This window comes from Nocardioides sp., from assembly GCF_047602075.1.
Classification (GTDB): domain Bacteria; phylum Actinomycetota; class Actinomycetes; order Propionibacteriales; family Nocardioidaceae; genus Nocardioides.
In genome coordinates this window covers 796,953-811,805 of the sequence record NZ_JASGIF010000002.1, presented here as the reverse complement: position 1 = coordinate 811,805, position 14,853 = coordinate 796,953, and the positions used below count along the sequence as shown (strand labels likewise).

15 protein-coding genes and 1 pseudogene are annotated in these 14,853 nt (G+C 68.3%); 5 read left to right on the top strand and 11 right to left on the bottom strand.

The features are described 5' to 3' along the window. The first annotated feature begins 120 nt into the window (after window positions 1-120). On the top strand, window positions 121-1,284 hold the full coding sequence (locus QM714_RS16640; protein WP_415102455.1) for an MFS transporter: 1,164 nt from the start codon (window positions 121-123) through the stop codon (window positions 1,282-1,284). 75 nt (window positions 1,285-1,359) lie between these two features. Continuing rightward, complete coding sequence (locus tag QM714_RS16635) at window positions 1,360-3,825, top strand: GcvT family protein (protein ID WP_415102454.1); 2,466 nt, start codon at window positions 1,360-1,362, stop codon at window positions 3,823-3,825. Window positions 3,826-3,882: 57 nt separating this feature from the next. Here QM714_RS16635 and QM714_RS16630 read toward each other — a convergent pair. The 3 genes and pseudogenes from QM714_RS16630 to miaA all read right to left on the bottom strand — a co-directional run. Next, a pseudogene (locus tag QM714_RS16630) lies at window positions 3,883-4,023 on the bottom strand (SDR family NAD(P)-dependent oxidoreductase); the annotation flags it as partial. Between the two features lie 35 nt (window positions 4,024-4,058). Beyond that, window positions 4,059-4,874: a diaminopimelate epimerase gene (gene dapF / locus QM714_RS16625; RefSeq protein ID WP_415102453.1), complete on the bottom strand. Its 816-nt coding sequence runs from the start codon at window positions 4,872-4,874 to the stop codon at window positions 4,059-4,061. Window positions 4,875-4,912: 38 nt separating this feature from the next. Further along, window positions 4,913-5,836 carry a tRNA (adenosine(37)-N6)-dimethylallyltransferase MiaA gene (gene miaA / locus QM714_RS16620; protein ID WP_415102452.1) on the bottom strand — a complete coding sequence of 308 codons (924 nt, stop codon included), beginning with the start codon at window positions 5,834-5,836 and terminating at the stop codon, window positions 4,913-4,915. 74 nt (window positions 5,837-5,910) lie between these two features. Here miaA and QM714_RS16615 point away from each other — a divergent pair, with 74 nt between their 5' ends. Further along, complete coding sequence (locus QM714_RS16615) at window positions 5,911-6,114, top strand: antitoxin (RefSeq protein WP_415102451.1); 204 nt, start codon at window positions 5,911-5,913, stop codon at window positions 6,112-6,114. Window positions 6,115-6,134: 20 nt separating this feature from the next. Then, window positions 6,135-6,602 carry an NUDIX domain-containing protein gene (locus QM714_RS16610; RefSeq protein WP_415102450.1) on the top strand — a complete coding sequence of 156 codons (468 nt, stop codon included), beginning with the start codon at window positions 6,135-6,137 and terminating at the stop codon, window positions 6,600-6,602. Between the two features lie 68 nt (window positions 6,603-6,670). Here the strand turns inward: QM714_RS16610 and miaB are convergent, their stop codons facing one another. Continuing rightward, complete coding sequence (gene miaB, locus QM714_RS16605; RefSeq protein WP_415102449.1) at window positions 6,671-8,140, bottom strand: tRNA (N6-isopentenyl adenosine(37)-C2)-methylthiotransferase MiaB; 1,470 nt, start codon at window positions 8,138-8,140, stop codon at window positions 6,671-6,673. 127 nt (window positions 8,141-8,267) lie between these two features. Beyond that, the gene (locus tag QM714_RS16600; RefSeq protein ID WP_415102448.1) at window positions 8,268-8,888 is read right to left on the bottom strand and encodes a nucleotidyltransferase domain-containing protein; all 621 of its coding nucleotides are present in this window, start codon (window positions 8,886-8,888) and stop codon (window positions 8,268-8,270) included. A 317-nt stretch (window positions 8,889-9,205) separates the two neighbouring features. Here QM714_RS16600 and QM714_RS16595 point away from each other — a divergent pair, with 317 nt between their 5' ends. Next, window positions 9,206-9,862 (top strand): TetR/AcrR family transcriptional regulator, encoded by a 657-nt coding sequence (locus QM714_RS16595; RefSeq protein WP_415102447.1) that lies wholly within the window; start codon window positions 9,206-9,208, stop codon window positions 9,860-9,862. A gap of 16 nt (window positions 9,863-9,878) precedes the next feature. Here the strand turns inward: QM714_RS16595 and QM714_RS16590 are convergent, their stop codons facing one another. The 6 genes from QM714_RS16590 to QM714_RS16565 form a co-directional block, all read right to left on the bottom strand. Beyond that, the gene (locus QM714_RS16590) at window positions 9,879-10,544 is read right to left on the bottom strand and encodes a hypothetical protein (protein WP_415102446.1); all 666 of its coding nucleotides are present in this window, start codon (window positions 10,542-10,544) and stop codon (window positions 9,879-9,881) included. Between the two features lie 636 nt (window positions 10,545-11,180). Next, window positions 11,181-11,708 (bottom strand): DsrE/DsrF/DrsH-like family protein, encoded by a 528-nt coding sequence (locus QM714_RS16585; protein WP_415102445.1) that lies wholly within the window; start codon window positions 11,706-11,708, stop codon window positions 11,181-11,183. 63 nt (window positions 11,709-11,771) lie between these two features. After that, window positions 11,772-12,086, bottom strand: coding sequence for a TusE/DsrC/DsvC family sulfur relay protein (locus tag QM714_RS16580; protein ID WP_415102444.1), 315 nt, complete (start codon window positions 12,084-12,086; stop codon window positions 11,772-11,774). Between the two features lie 34 nt (window positions 12,087-12,120). Further along, window positions 12,121-13,362, bottom strand: a complete 1,242-nt coding sequence (locus QM714_RS16575; RefSeq protein ID WP_415102443.1) for an NAD(P)/FAD-dependent oxidoreductase — start codon at window positions 13,360-13,362, stop codon at window positions 12,121-12,123. A gap of 89 nt (window positions 13,363-13,451) precedes the next feature. Next, window positions 13,452-13,838, bottom strand: coding sequence for a VOC family protein (locus QM714_RS16570; RefSeq protein ID WP_415102442.1), 387 nt, complete (start codon window positions 13,836-13,838; stop codon window positions 13,452-13,454). Then, window positions 13,835-14,644 (bottom strand): methyltransferase domain-containing protein, encoded by an 810-nt coding sequence (locus QM714_RS16565; protein ID WP_415102441.1) that lies wholly within the window; start codon window positions 14,642-14,644, stop codon window positions 13,835-13,837. The genes QM714_RS16570 and QM714_RS16565 overlap by 4 nt, the downstream gene beginning before the upstream one ends. Between the last annotated feature and the right edge of the window lie 209 nt (window positions 14,645-14,853).

Sequence of the window (14,853 nt, the reverse complement as noted above, 5' to 3'; positions counted from 1 at the left end):
GTCTTTCGCTTGATTGACGCCTGGAGCCAGCAAGGTGGCCTAGTTCTCGGAATTGGGCCACCTTGCCATACGCGGGAGGGGATGGTGCCAGCAGTGGGGCGCAGGCTCGGTTGTCTGACGGTGGGACAGGCAATCAATGCCCTCGGCAGTGGCGGCGCCCCCATTGCGGTGGCATTCGCGGTCCTCAAGGCGACCGACTCGGCGTCGGCGCTGGGCATCGTCATGGCGAGCCGTGAACTGGCTGCCCTGCTGTTGTCCACCGCGGGTGGCCTCGTTGTCGCTCGGTTCGCGGCGGCGTGGAGCCTGCTGCTGACGAACGTCATCGCTGGTGGAGCACAGGTAGGTTTCGCCCTCACCGCCCATCACGGCGTCGCCAGCGTGCCCGTGTTCGCCGGCTTCGCGCTCGTCAACGGAGCCATGTCGTCATTGGCTTCGCCTGCCGCCTTCTCAGTCTTCGGGCAGTTGGCTGCAGCCACGTCAAGACGTACCGGCGCCACGGCATTGTTCAGGGCGGCCAGCACCGGCGGGCTTCTGGCCGGCGCGGCGCTCGCCGGACTGCTCGTCTCACTCTGGGGGCCGTATGCGGTCCTCCTCGCTGATGGGGTGAGCTACTGGCTCGCCGCTGCCCTCTTCTTCGCCTCCTCTCGGCCGTCGCGGTTCCCGCGGAGCGGACAGGGCGCGACGGGCAACTGGCGGGGTCAGTTGGCTCGCGGGCTGTCGTTGCTCAGATCCACCCCGTGGGCGTGGCGGGTGATCCTCGCCAGCGCTGGCGCCAACGGCATCTCGACAGCCGTGCTCAGCGTGCTCGGTCCTGTCATCGCTGTGACAACACCTGCGATCGGGTCAGTCGCCTGGGGGATCGTGCTGGCGAGTTCCGGATTGGGAGCACTGGTCGGGGCAGCACTGGCACCGTTCCTCACATCCGCCAACCCGTTGCGAGCCAGCCTGATCGCGTGTCTCGGCGAGTCACTGCCGCTCTTCTGCCTGGCGCTCTTCCCGAACAGCGTGGCGTTGTGCCTTGCCCAATTCGTGGCTGGCATTGGCTTCGGGATGTTCGAGGTGGTCTGGCTCACCGTCCTCCAAGAGCGCTTCGACGAGACCGACCAATCCCATGTTTTCGGGTGGGATCAGTTCCTGTCTGGGGCTCTGCTGCCACCAGGGCAACTGCTCATCGCGCCTGCTGCGCAGCTTCTCGGGCTCAGGCCAGTGCTGCTTGCCGGGGCAAGCCTGGTCGCCTTGTCGGTTCCTTGGACCTTGTCACAACCTGATGTCCGCCGTATGTGACGGCAGCGCCCTAGGGTGATTGGATCCTGGAGCCGTCCATGCGCCGGGCAACCCTCGGGCAGTAGGTTGAGCGCCGTGACTGTCGAACTCCCTGCCCGTGCCCGCGTCGTCGTCATCGGAGGAGGGGTGATCGGCTGCTCGGTCGCCTACCACCTCGCCCATGCCGGCTGGACCGACGTGGTGGTGCTGGAGCGAGATCGGCTGACGTCCGGGACGACCTGGCATGCGGCGGGGCTGATGACCTGCTTCGGTTCGACCTCGGAGACCAACACCGGGATCCGGCTCTACTCGCGCGACCTCTACGCCCGCCTCGAAGAGGAGACCGGGCAGTCCACCGGCTTCCGGCCGGTCGGCCTGATCGAAGCCGCGGCCGACACCGACCGGCTGGAGGAGTATCGCCGCGTCGCCGCGTTCCAGCGCTACCTCGGGTTGGAGGTCGAGGAGGTCTCTCCCGCCGAGATGTCGGCGCTCTTCCCGTGGGCGAAGACCGACGACCTGGTCGCCGGCTTCCACGTCCCCGGCGACGGCCGGGTCAACCCGGTCGACCTCACCACGGCGCTGGCGAAGGGTGCGCGGCAGCTCGGCGCGCGGGTGATCGAAAGCGTCCGGGTGACCGACGTCCTCCTCTCCGACGATCGGGTGCCCCAGGTGACCGGCGTGCGGACCGAGAGCGGCGAGATCGAGTGCGAGTACGTCGTCAACTGCACCGGCATGTGGGCCCGGGAGCTCGCGGCGCGGAGCGGGCTGGTGATCCCCAACCAGGCGGCCGAGCACTACTACCTGATCACCGACACCATCGAGGGGATCGACCCCAACGGGCCGATCTTCGAGGATCCGTCGTCTCACGGCTACTACCGCGAGGAGGGCGGCGGCATGATGGTCGGCCTCTTCGAGCCGCGCGCCGCGGCGTGGCGGGTCGAGGGCATCCCCGCCGACTTCTCCTTCGGCACCCTGCAGCCCGACTGGGACCGGATGACCCCGTTCCTCGAGACGGCGATGTCGCGGGTGCCGATCACCCTCGAGGTGGGTGTGCGGACGTTCTTCTGTGGGCCGGAGTCGTTCACTCCGGACCTCGCCCCGGCTGTCGGCGAGGCGCCGGGCCTGCGTGGCTACTTCGTGGCCGCCGGGATGAACTCCGTCGGCGTGCTGTCCGCCGGCGGTCTCGGCCGGGTGCTGGCGGAGTGGATCACCGCCGGTCGGCCCGATGTCGACGTGACCGGCTTCGACGTACGCCGCTTCCAGGCCTATCAGGCCGACGACGACTACCGCGCGGCACGGACCACCGAGATCCTCGGCACCGTCTATGCCGCGCACACCCCCGGCAAGCAGCTCCACACCGCCCGCGAGGCGCTGCTCTCCCCCGTCCACGAGAGGCTGGTCGCACAGGGCGGCTACCTGCGCGAGGTGTCCGGCTGGGAAGGCGCCGACTGGTTCGCCGGAGTCGGCGTAGCGCCCGAGGCGGAGCCGACCTGGGGTCGTGCCCCGTGGTTCGAGCACTGGAAGGTCGAGCATCGCGCCGTCCGCGAGGGTGTCGGGCTGATGGACATGAGCTTCATGGCGAAGTTCGCGGTCGGGTCCGGGCCCACCGAGTCGGCCGAGGAGGTGCTCTCGCGGCTGTGCGCGGGCCCGGTGACCGCCGAGCGGGGGCGGATCACCTACACCCAGATGCTGAACGACGACGGTCGGATCCTGGCCGACATCACCGTCACGTTCACCGAGGACGGGGACTTCTTCGTGGTCGCCTCCGACACCGCTCATGGCGCGGTCCACGACCTGTTGATCCGCGGTGGCCTCGACGTGCGGGACGTCACCGCCGACTACGCCCAGCTCAACCCGCAGGGCCCGCTCTCTCGCGAGGTGCTGGCGAGCCTGACCTCCGCCGACCTCTCCACCGAGGCGTTCCCCTTCCGCACCGCCCGTCGGATCGAGGTGGCCGGAGTCGAGTTGCTCTGTGCTCGAATCACCTACCTGGGCGAGCTGGGCTACGAGCTCTATGTGCCGGCTGACGCAGCGCTGAAGGTGTACGACGCCCTGTCCGACGCCGGCGCCCCGCACGGGCTGCGGCCGGTCGGCCTCAAGGCGCTGTCGTCGCTGCGGATGGAGAAGGCCTACCGCGACTACGGCCACGACATCGACAACACCGACTGTCCCTTGGAGGTGGGCCTCGGCTTCGCCCTCGACTGGGACAAGGAGTTCGTCGGCAAAGCCGCCGTGCTCGCGCGCCGAGAGGCCAACAAGGCTGCCGGTGGGATGTCGCAACGGCTGGTGCAGATCCGGCTCACCGATCCCGACCCGCTGCTCCATCACGCGGAGGTGGTCTATCGCTCCGGTGTGCCGGTCGGCTACGTCCGCGCGGCGTCGTACGGCTGGACCCTCGGCGCATCCGTCGGCCTCGCCTTCGTCTCCGGCGGCGGCGAACCGGTCACGCCGGCCTGGCTCGCCGAGGGCGACTGGACCGTCGACGTCGCGGGCGTCCAGCACGCCGCCGAGGTCTCGCTGCGGCCGATGTACGACCCCACCTCGGCTCGGGTGCGCGACTGACCCAACTCCCGCGGGTCTGCGGCACTCAGCACCCACAAGGAAGAGCCCACCGAGCTCATCGGCCAGCGCGCTGCCCTTGTCCTCCTGCAGGTCGGCCACCACGACTCGCGCACCGCGCTCGGTGAGTGCTCGCGCGACAGCCGCGCAGATGCCTGACGCGCCTCCGGTGACGACCGCCGATGCTCCCGTGAGATCCATGGTCGCGAGCACAGGCCGCGTCCGTGCCGGGGCCGTCAGAGGTCGGTCTGGCCCTCGGCGACCAGCACCGCCGGCCCGGTGAGCAACAGCCGGTCGCCCTCGGTCCAGGTGACCGACAGTTCGCCGCCAGGGACGTCGACGCGGTACGTCGATCCGGGGCCGACGCCGTCCGCGACGGCCGAGGCGACCATCACCGCGCACGCACCGGTGCCGCAGGAACGGGTCTCACCGGAGCCGCGCTCGTGCACGCGCATCGCGACATGCCGCGGGCCGCGGCGTACGACGAACTCCACGTTGACACCGTCGGGATACTCCGCCGGATCGAAGCCCGGCTCGACCACCAGCGCGCCTGCATCGGCGAGGTCATCGACGAAGGCGACGGCATGGGGGTTGCCCGTCGAGACGTGCTGAGCCTGCCAGCTGCGCTCTCCCACCCTGATCGTGGTCGCACCGAGCACCGTAGGCGCGCCAAGGTCGACCGTGATCGCGGCGCCGTCGACGTGGACAGCCTTGTCCCCGTCCCGGGTCGCGATCAGGAGGTCACCGGCCGGCGCCAGCCCGGCGTCGACCAGATGCCGGGCGAGCACCCGGATGCCGTTGCCGCACATCTCCGACAGCGAGCCGTCGGCGTTGCGGTAGTCCATGAACCACTCCGCACCGCTCGCCGGCAATCCCGGCACGGCCGCCGTCCGGATCACCCGGATCACGCCATCGCCTCCGATCCCCGCGCGACGGTCGCACAGCGCGCGCACCCGGCTCGACGAGAGGTCGCCATGCACTGAGCCGTCACGATCCGGGAGCAGCACGAAGTCGTTCTCCGTGCCGTGGCCCTTGACGAACGGGTAGCTCACCGGCCCAGTCTCTCATCGGGTCGGTCCTTCGAGCCGGATCAAAGCGCACTAGACAGCATCTCGCTCACTGCGGCCATAGCCAGCTCAGCGCGGTCGCGGGCGTCGTACGGCGCCCAGACGATGCGCGGGTCCTTGCCGAACCAGGATCCCTGGCGCCGCGCGAACCGTCTGGTCGCACGCACCGTCTGATCGCGCGCTTCGGCCAGGGTGATCTCGCCGCGCAGATGGGCCAGCACCTGCTTGTAGCCGATCGCCTCCCGCGCCGTCCGCCCCTCCGCCAACCCGGGGAGCAGCCCGCGGACCTCGTCGACCAGCCCGGCCTCGAACATCGTCGCGACGCGCTCCTCGATCCGACTGTCCAGGGTTGGTCGGTCGATCTCGACGCCCACCTGGAGGGTGAGCGGGTCGACGTACTCCAACCGGGGCAGCGTCGCGGTGAACGAACGGCCGGTGATCTCGACGATCTCCAACGCCCGGACGATCCGGCGACCGTTGTCGGGACGGATCTGCTCGGCCGCAACCGGATCGCGCTCGCGCAGCCGCGTGTGCAGCGCGGCCGGCCCGGTCGCGGCAAGCTCGGCCTCGAGCCGACGGCGTACCTCCGGATCGGTGCCGGGGAACTCGAAGCGGTCGAGAATCGCCCTGGTGTAGAGCGCCGAGCCGCCCACCAAGATCGGTGTGCGGCCGCGACCGCGGATCGCGGCGATGGCGGTGCGCGCCCAGCCCTGGAACTCCGCGACGGTGAGCGGCTGGTCGGGGTCGAGCAGGTCGAGCAAGTGGTGGGGTACGCCGCGGCGCGCGGCGACGGCCGGCTTGGCGGTGCCGATGTCCATGCCCCGATAGACGGCCATCGCGTCGGTGTTGACGATCTCGCCGTCGAGCCGGTCCGCCAGGTCTAGGGACAGGTCGGTCTTGCCGGAAGCGGTCGGGCCGACGACAGCGACGATCGGCGGCGTGGACACGGGGGTAGTCTCTCAGGGTGCGGCGTTGCCAGCAGGCGACCGCCGCCCTACCGAGAACGTGCGAAGGAGTGGTCATGGGGTTCCTGGACGACGCCAAGGACAAGGTCAGCGACCTGGTCGACAGTCAGGGTGACAAGATCTCCGAGGGCCTGGACAAGGCCGCCGACCTCGTCGAGGAGAAGACCGGCGGCAAGTTCGACGGCCAGATCGAGCAGGGTGTCGACAAGGCCAAGGACGCGCTCGACGGCCTCGACGGCAAGAACGACGACATCTCCTGACCGAGCCGTCGGGCCAGTCGTTGGAGGGGCGCTTCGTCGTCGTCCCCGCGGCCTACGTCTTCCTCCTCCGCGAGGGTGAGCGCGGGACCGAGGTGCTGCTGCAGCTGCGACAGCACACCGGCTACATGGACGAGCATTGGGCCGCTGCCGCTGCCGGTCACGTGGAGAAGGGCGAGACCGCCCACGACGCCGCCCACCGGGAGGCCGACGAGGAGATCGGCCTCACCGGGGTGGCGCTGGACTTCCTGACCTCGATGCAGCGCACCCAGCGCGGGGCCGCGATCGACGAGCGGATCGACTTCTTCTTCACTGCTCGCTCCTGGTCTGGCACCCCGGTGATCCGGGAGCCCGCGAAGTGCGCCGACCTGCGCTGGTTCCCCCTGGCCGCGCTCCCTGACCCTGTGGTCCCACATGAGCTCTTCGCCCTCGGCTTCGTGGTCGCCGGCACCGCACCGCCGTACACCACGTTTGGCTTCACGGAGCGCTAGTACGGTCCCGATTGGGGGTTGAGACTGGGTCAGGCGAGGGCCCCCAATCTGGTCCGAATCGGCACCAGCTAACGGGGTGCGGCCGGGACGCCGACGGTGGGCATCCCGAGGCCGACCGACGTCGTCGGGGCGACGGTGCGGGCGGCCCAAGCATCCCCGGCACGAGTACGACGTATGGCGAGGACCGGCCCATCGGCGACCAGATGGTGCGGCGCGGCGTAGGTGACCTCGACGGTGACCATGTCGCCGGGCCGGACCGGGTCGCCGACCCCGTCCTCGGCAGGGGTGAAGTGCACCAGCCGGTTGTCGGGGCCACGGCCGGAGAGCCGATGAGTGGCGGAGTCCTTGCGACCCTCACCTTCGGCGACCATCAGCTCGACCTGGGTGCCGATCAGCCGCTTGTTCTCCTCCCAGGCGATGTCGTCGACCAGGGCCACCAGCCGCTCGTAGCGCTCCTGGACGACCTCGTGCGGAACCTGGTCGGCCAAGGTGGCGGCAGGGGTGCCGGGACGCTTGGAGTACTGGAAGGTGAAGGCGCCGGAGAACCGCGCTTCCCGCACCACGTCCAAGGTGGCCTGGAAGTCCTCCTCGGTCTCACCGGGGAAGCCGACGATGATGTCGGTGGTGATCGCAGCATCGGGCATCGCCGCGCGGACCCGATCGATGATGCCGAGATACTTCGCTCGCCGGTAGGAGCGCCGCATCGCCTTGAGCACCGCGTCCGACCCCGACTGCAGCGGCATGTGCAACTGGTGCATCACGTTCGGCGTCTCGGCCATCGCCTCGATCACGTCGTCGGTGAACTCCGCCGGATGCGGCGAGGTGAACCGCACCCGCTCCAGACCCTCGACATCCCCACAGGAGCGGAGCAGCTTGGAGAAGGCCTGCCGATCACCGAACTCCACCCCGTAGGAGTTGACGTTCTGCCCCAGCAGCGTGATCTCGGTGACCCCCTCCGCGACCAGCGCCTCGATCTCGGCGAGGATCTCGCCGGGCCGACGGTCCTTCTCCTTGCCGCGCAGGCTCGGCACGATGCAGAACGTGCAGGTGTTGTTGCAGCCGACGGAGACCGAGACCCAGGCGGCGTACGCCGACTCGCGCCGGGTCGGGAGCGTCGAGGGGAACACCTCGAGCGACTCCAGGATCTCGACCTGCGCCTCCTCCTGCACCCGGGCCCGCTCGAGCAGCACCGGCAGCGAGCCGATGTTGTGGGTCCCGAAGACGACGTCGACCCAGGGCGCCTTCCGAGTGACCTGGTCGCGATCCTTCTGCGCCAGGCAGCCACCGACCGCGATCTGCATCCCCGGTCGCTTCGCCTTCACCGGCGCCAGGTGGCCGAGGTTGCCGTAGAGCCGGTTGTCGGCGTTCTCCCGCACCGCGCAGGTGTTGAACACGACCACGTCGGCCTGCTCACCAGCGGGCGCGGCGACGTAGCCCGCCTCCTCCAACACCCCACTGAGCCGCTCGGAGTCGTGCACGTTCATCTGACAGCCGTACGTGCGGACCTGGTAGGTGCGGGGTGGGGCGTGTGGATTCATCAAAGACAAAGGCTACGTCTGGTGAACACCCGATGCGAATCACGCGGGTGAGTTGGAGCCAGCGTCCGTGTGGCGGGCAATCCTCGCCAACAACTTCCACCAACGCGACGGATTGTCGCGCGTCGCACTATGTCGCGCCAGGACTGCGCAGAACGTCGAGCCATGGGTGGCCGGGCGAGACCGTGGCGAGTGCCCGTGCCAGCCATGCGCGTTGTTCTCCGTCCAACGCTGGGATGACCGACTCGAAGTCCAGCTCGTCTTTGGCGCGCGGGGCCTCGCTCTTGTAGAGAAGTTGAATCTCCGGTGAGAGCACCGGCAGTAGTGGCGTGCTCGCTGGACCCAGCAACTCCACGATGGGGCGGCGGATGCGGGAGTCGCGCCGATAGACCCATGCGCCGTTCTCAGTCTCGTTCAGCATGAGTTGGAGGCTCCATGGCGCCGTGCGCGAGCGACGGCACCAGATGTCGTGCACACCGAACGGAAGCACTTCTCCGGGCAACCATCGGCGCAGCGAACCGGGCGGGTCAGCGGCATACAGGTCCCAGCCTGATAGGTGCCGCTGAACGCGTAGATGGTCCTCGCGAAGAAGGAGAACATCCTTGTCGTCATGGTCGCGCGTCATGCGCCCGATGTGTAGGTCGATTGCCCACCCGCCTGCGACCCACCAGGGACAGTCGACGCCACCCATCACGGCCGACACCTCACCCAGTGACAGAGGGTCCCACGAGCCAAGGCCGTCGTCGCTCACCTGGCGCAGTATGCCGGGCGGTTGCCGCCCGGCGGCCGGCCCACTCGGGGACTGGGGAGATCCCTGGCGCGCCATGGCAGGGTGGGGGATGTGGTCGTGGCGTTCGAAGGCTCGGTGCTCTCGGCGCTCGCCTGGCGCCGGCGGATCGCCGATCGGCATTGATGGCGCCCCATCCGCCACAAGTCCGCCCACCGACCTTGCATCAGGGGGCAAAGGGGACAAGGCTAGGCTCTATCGGATTCGCGGCATCGCCTCCGGGAGCGGCGCCGGTGACGCCGGAGCCACCACCCAGATCGTCATCTCAGAACGAGGAGCCCGTGAGCGCCTCCGCCAAGCCTCCCGTGCGCAGCCGGATGACCGCTGCCGCGCGCCGAGAGCAACTCCTCGACGTGGCGCGCGAGGTGTTCGCCGAGCGCGGATTCGGTGGCACCTCGATCGAGGAGATCGCCTCCCGCGCGGATGTGTCGAAGCCGGTCGTCTACGAGCACTTCGGTGGCAAGGAGGGGCTCTACACCGTCGTTGTCGAGCGGGAGATCAACGACCTCGTCGCCACGGTGCAGCGGGCCCTGGTCGGCAGTTCGGCACGACAGCTCCTGGAGCAGGCCACCCTGTCGGTGCTGCAGTACGTCGAGGAGCGGCCGGCCGGATTCCGGATCCTGGTCCGCGACGCCCCCGTCGGTGCCGACGTCGCCTGTCACCAGTCGATCGTGGGCGATCTGGCTACCCGGGTCGAGGACCCGATCCGGGCCGTGTTCGCCCGGGAACGGATGGACCTGAAGACGGTGCCGATGTATGCCCAGATGCTGGCCGGCGCCGTCACCCAGGTGGGCCGCTGGTGGCTGGACACCGACGCACCGGACCGCCGTACTCTCGCCACGCACGTGGTCAACCTGACCTGGTATGGCCTCTCCCGGCTCGAGCACGACCCGCTGCTGGTCACCGAGCTGCCACCCCGGGCCCGCAGCGAGTCCTAACCCGGCGATCGGAGGGCTATCGCGTGACAACCGCCGGATGGGCGGGGTCGAAGCCCAGCGCGATCGCCTGCTTGAGGATCTTGGCCCACTCATCCTGTGTTGCAGCCAGGTCCGCAGCGTGCTCCTGCTCGAACTCAGTCAGTCGCGGGGCCAGGATGGCCAGTCCCTCGGCGTACTTGTCCGCTCGACAGTCCGCGTCCTCCTCGCCGAACCTGATGCCCTCGTCCGCCATGCATTTGTCGTACTCCTCGACGTCACCCAACCCGTCTTCGACATCAGCCAGAAGGCTGTCGTACTCGTCATCCAGCTCAGCAACGCCGGGCGGCGAATCCCATCGACTGGGATCACCCATCTCGCCCTCACAATCCATCGCTGCAGAGCGGTATCGATCCGTCATGACCCAATCGGGTGCCTCGGGTTCGTCAACCGCTGCTGGCAGCACCTCCGCTTGCGCGAGGCCTCGATCGGACTGCTTCAGATGGTGTGGCGCAGTCCACGTATCCCCGAGACCGTCAGGTTGGTAGCCACCCCAAACGGGTTCGAAGCGTCTGTAATAGTCCATCCCTCGATCGGCCATACAGTCTGCGATCGGGTCAGTCATTGCTCGCCAGCCGAGATAGTGCGCAGCCTCCTTCTCGGCCTCATTACCCCAGATCTGGCGCTGAATGGCGTTCGCCGTCACTTCAGTCTCGTGGCTAGCGGCAGACCCCTGCGGTTCTACCGCGGCGCCAGGTTGCGCGTCGCCGCATCCGGCGAGCAGGAACAGAGGCGGGCAGACAGACGCCACGAGCAGGACGGACCAACTGGATCGCTTGCCCCCAATCCGGTGGGCGTTTTCACGAGCGTCACCAGATGCACACCAAGGCAGTGCGTCTAGCGAGGACCCAGTCTGGCTGGCCGGGACATGTCGACTACGTAACCGGAGCCAAACCGTCGTGCGCACTGGATGAGCCTCGGTGGGTCCGGGTCTAGTCGTTCGGATCATCAACGTCTCCCCCAGAGTTGTAGTCGATAGTGGCGTCCTCGCGTCGAAGCCACGTCCGCGATGCCGTGTCATTCCACGCGAGCGCGGTGAACGGGCAGCCACTCGCTCCAGGCAGTGTGCGCGGTGGATTGGTCAGCTGTCTACGACTTGGGGGCAAGCCTCACAAGACCTTCACCAAAGACGCCACTGACACACTGGTCTGGCGGGCCCGCGGATCCGGATCAAGTCGGATCGCAGACTGTTAGGTTCGCCAAGAACACACCGGCGCCCCCCGTGAGTCGGGGGGCGCCGGGCCTGGAAGAACCCACCAGTTCCTCAGGTCAAGGTGACGGGTCAGATGAACAACAACTGGGCCCCGTCGGTGAGCTCGATGAAGTCGGAGGCAGAGATGATGCCCTCGACGCCGTCGTAGAGGTCCTCCTCGTGCAGCTTCATCATGTCCGCGGACATCCGGCACGCCCACAGGTGGCCGCCGGAGGCGGTGATGAGCTCGAGGAACTCCGGGACCTCCGGCACGTCGAGGTCGGCGATCTGCTTCTTCATCATCTTCGTGGTCATCGCCGTGACGCCGGGCATGCCGGCCATCCCCTGCGGCATGGACACCCCGAACATGCCCGGTGGGTGCATGGCGGTGTTGCCGAGGTAGGAGAACTTCAAGTCGTCCATGGTCAACTTGTTGATCATGTCGAAGCCCCAGAAGGTGAAGAACAGGTGCGTCTCGATGCCTTCACCGAGGGCAGCGTTGGCCAAGATGAGCCCGGGGTAGGCCATGTCGAGGTTGCCCTTGGAGCAGATGATCGCGAGCTTGCGGTCGGTGGCGACGTCGTCGTCGAACGACGGGACGATCTGGGTGGTGGTCATGGTGGTCTCCTGGTGAGAGGTACGGCGAGCCCTGCCGTAGCTGGTGGGTCGGGCGTGGCTGGCTCAGACGCAGCCCTTGGGCTTGGGCAGCCCGGCGACGTAGGCCATCTTCTTGGCGGGCTTGCCGGGGAAGAGCGTGAACAGCTCCTTGACGCCGATCCCGGTCTGGGTGCTGACCCGACGCAGGGTGGGCGTCTCGCCCATGGCGGCGTAGTCCTCACGCAGGAAGTGGATCGCCTGCCAGTGCGCTTCGGTCATCTCGATGCCGATCAGCTTGGCCAGCTCGGAGCCGAGCTCCTCGCTCCAAGCGCCGGGGTCGGTCAGGAAGCCTTCGTCGTTGACGTCGTACGTCGTCCCGGCGATCGTGGTGGTGGCCATGATGATTCTCCTTCGTGAGGTTCGGCTGGTGGGTTCACTCGGCGTGCTTGCCGGCCATCTGCATGTCCGCCGGCAGCGGGATCGGCCGACCTGGCAGCAGCGCGTGCCAGTAGAGGTGGCGGAAGGCGAGCTTGCCGAGGTGGTTGGTCCGGGACTCCTTGAGCAGGGTCATCGGGCCTACCTTGGGCAGCGGGAAGGTCCCGGTCAGGGGCTCGGTGTCGTAGTTGAAGTCGAGCAGCAGCGCCTTGCCGTTGCCGGATTCGACGAAGCAGTTCGCGTGCCCGTCGAAGGCGTGCGTCATCGGCTTCCCGGCAGCGAGTTCGAGGAAGTTCTCCGTCCACACGTCGATGGAGAAGTGGGCGACCGAGCCGGCCTTGGAGGTCGGCAGGTTGGCGGCGTCACCCAGAGCGAAGATGGTGTCGTAGGCCGTCGACTGCATCGTGTGCTTGTCGACCGGGACGTAGTTGAGCTCGTCACCGAGGCCGGACCGACCGACGAAGTCCGCGCCCATGTTGAGCGGAATGGTCACGAGCAGGTCGTAGCTGATCTCGCGCTCGTCGTAGGAGCGGATCAGCTTGGCCTCCTGGTCGACCGCCTCGATCATGAAGTCGGTCTCCAGCTTCACGCCGCGGTCCGCTAACGCGTGGCCGAGCTCGCGGCTGGCCACCGGCTTGGTGAACGCACCGTCCAGCGGAGTCACATAGACGATCTCGACCCGATCGCGGATGCCGCGTCCGGTGAAGTAGTCGTCGGCGAGGAAGGTGAACTCCAGCGGCGCGACCGGGCACTTGATCGGCATCTCGGTGATGTGCACGACCAGCCGGCCCTCGGTGAACCGCTCGAGTGCGTCGCGGGTCGCCAGCGCGCCGTCGTAGGTGTAGAACTCCGTAACACTCCGGTGCCATTCGGGTCCCAGCATCCCCTCGGTCTGGTCCGGCCGGGGCGTGGTGCCGGTGGCGATGACCAGGTAGTCGTAGTCGAGCGTGCGCCCGTCGACCAGGCGCACCGACTGTCCCTCGGGGTCGACCAGGTCGATCTCACCGGTGACGACCTCGACGCCGTCGGCCAGGAAGGTGCGCCGGCTCTTGCGGATCTGGTCGGGGCGGTTCACGCCGAACGGGATGAACAGGTAGCCCGGCTGGTAGTCATGCACGTCGTTGCGATCGACGACGGTGACCTTCCAGTCCGGCAGCCGCTTGTGGATCTTGTTGGCGACGATGGTCCCGGCTGTGCCTGCGCCGAGGACCAACAGTGACTTCGGAGCTAGTGGGTTCATACTTCTGGTGTACCCCCGGGGGTATCTCATCCACCAGGGTTCGCGCCTGTCTGCTCCATCACGCAGGGCGCCCTAACTGGGCGTCTCCGTCAGGGCTCTGCCAACACCTCGACTCGGTTGCCGTGACCGTCGAAGGTGTGGAAACGCTGGTGAGGCGGCAGCGTGTGCCGCTCACTCCAGTCGACCAGGAAGCCGAGCTCGTCGAGCCGGGCGGCCAGTCCGTCCAGCTCCTCGACGGCGTCCACCACAACAGCAGGATGGGCCTTGCGGGCCGGCACGAACGGGTCCTCGACGCCGACGTGGATCTCGGTAACGACGCGGCCCCTGTCGTCGTACGCCCTGAACCAGGCGCCGCCCCGGGACCGCAGGGCCTCCGGCTTGACCACCTCGGTCAGGCCGAGTCCGTCGGCGTAGAACCGCCGGGCGGCGGCCTCGCCACCGCGCGGCATGGCGACCTGGACGTGATGGAGCCTCATCGCGATCCTCCCGCGTCCGTGCCGAAGGGGCGCTGGGCCACCATGAAGATGCGCCGGAAGGGCAGCACCACTCCGAAGTCGCGAGCCGGGTAGGCCGCGCGCAGCCGCGACCGGAACTCGGCCTCGAACTGTTCGCGCAGTCCACACGGGAGTGCTTGCAGCGTGGGTCGCGCACCGGTGGCGGACACCCAGGTGAACACCGGGTCGTCACCGCCGAGCACGTGGAGGTAAGTGGTCTCCCAGACATCCGCGCGCAGGCCCAGCCCGGCGAGGCGGTCGAGGTAGGTCTCCGGCGGGTGGCTGGCTGGCACTGCCACGTCGCGGGTGTGCTGGGCGTACGGCGCCTGCGCGGCGAGGTCGCGACGGATGGTGTGGCTCGGCTCGTCGAGGTTGCCCGGGACTCCGCACGCGAACCAGCCGCCGGGCGTGACCTTCTCGACCAGCTGCGGCAGCAGGTCGAGGTGGTCGGGGAGCCACTGCAGGGTCGCATTGGAGATCAGCACGTCGACCGGCTCACTCGGCCCGTTCACCCACGCGCGCAGGTCGCCGACCTCGAAGCGCAGGCGTCCGCTCGCGGTGGCTCGAGTGACCATCTCCGCACTGCTGTCGACGCCGAGCACGTCGGCGTCCGGCCAGCGCTGCGCAAGCAGGGCAGTGAGGTCACCCGTGCCGCAGCCGAGGTCGACCACGGCGCGGGGATGCTCGGCATCCACCCGGACGAGCAGCTCGCGGAACGGTCGTGATCGCTCATCGGCGAAGGTCAGGTAGCGGTCCGGGTCCCAGGTGTGGCGAGTGTCGGGCGCCATATCCCTCCTAGATATCTTGACATCAAGATACCCACAGACTGGCCGGGATTCATCTTGATGTCAAGATTCTCGACCGATCGGCTACGACCGGACGCCTCTGTGGTGAGACCAGACGGATGTCGGCCGTGAGGTGGTGCATGTCACCCGCTGCGATGGGGTGTCCCGCCGACCTCCACCGGGGGTTGTGCCGCACGCCCCTCTCTTGCCTC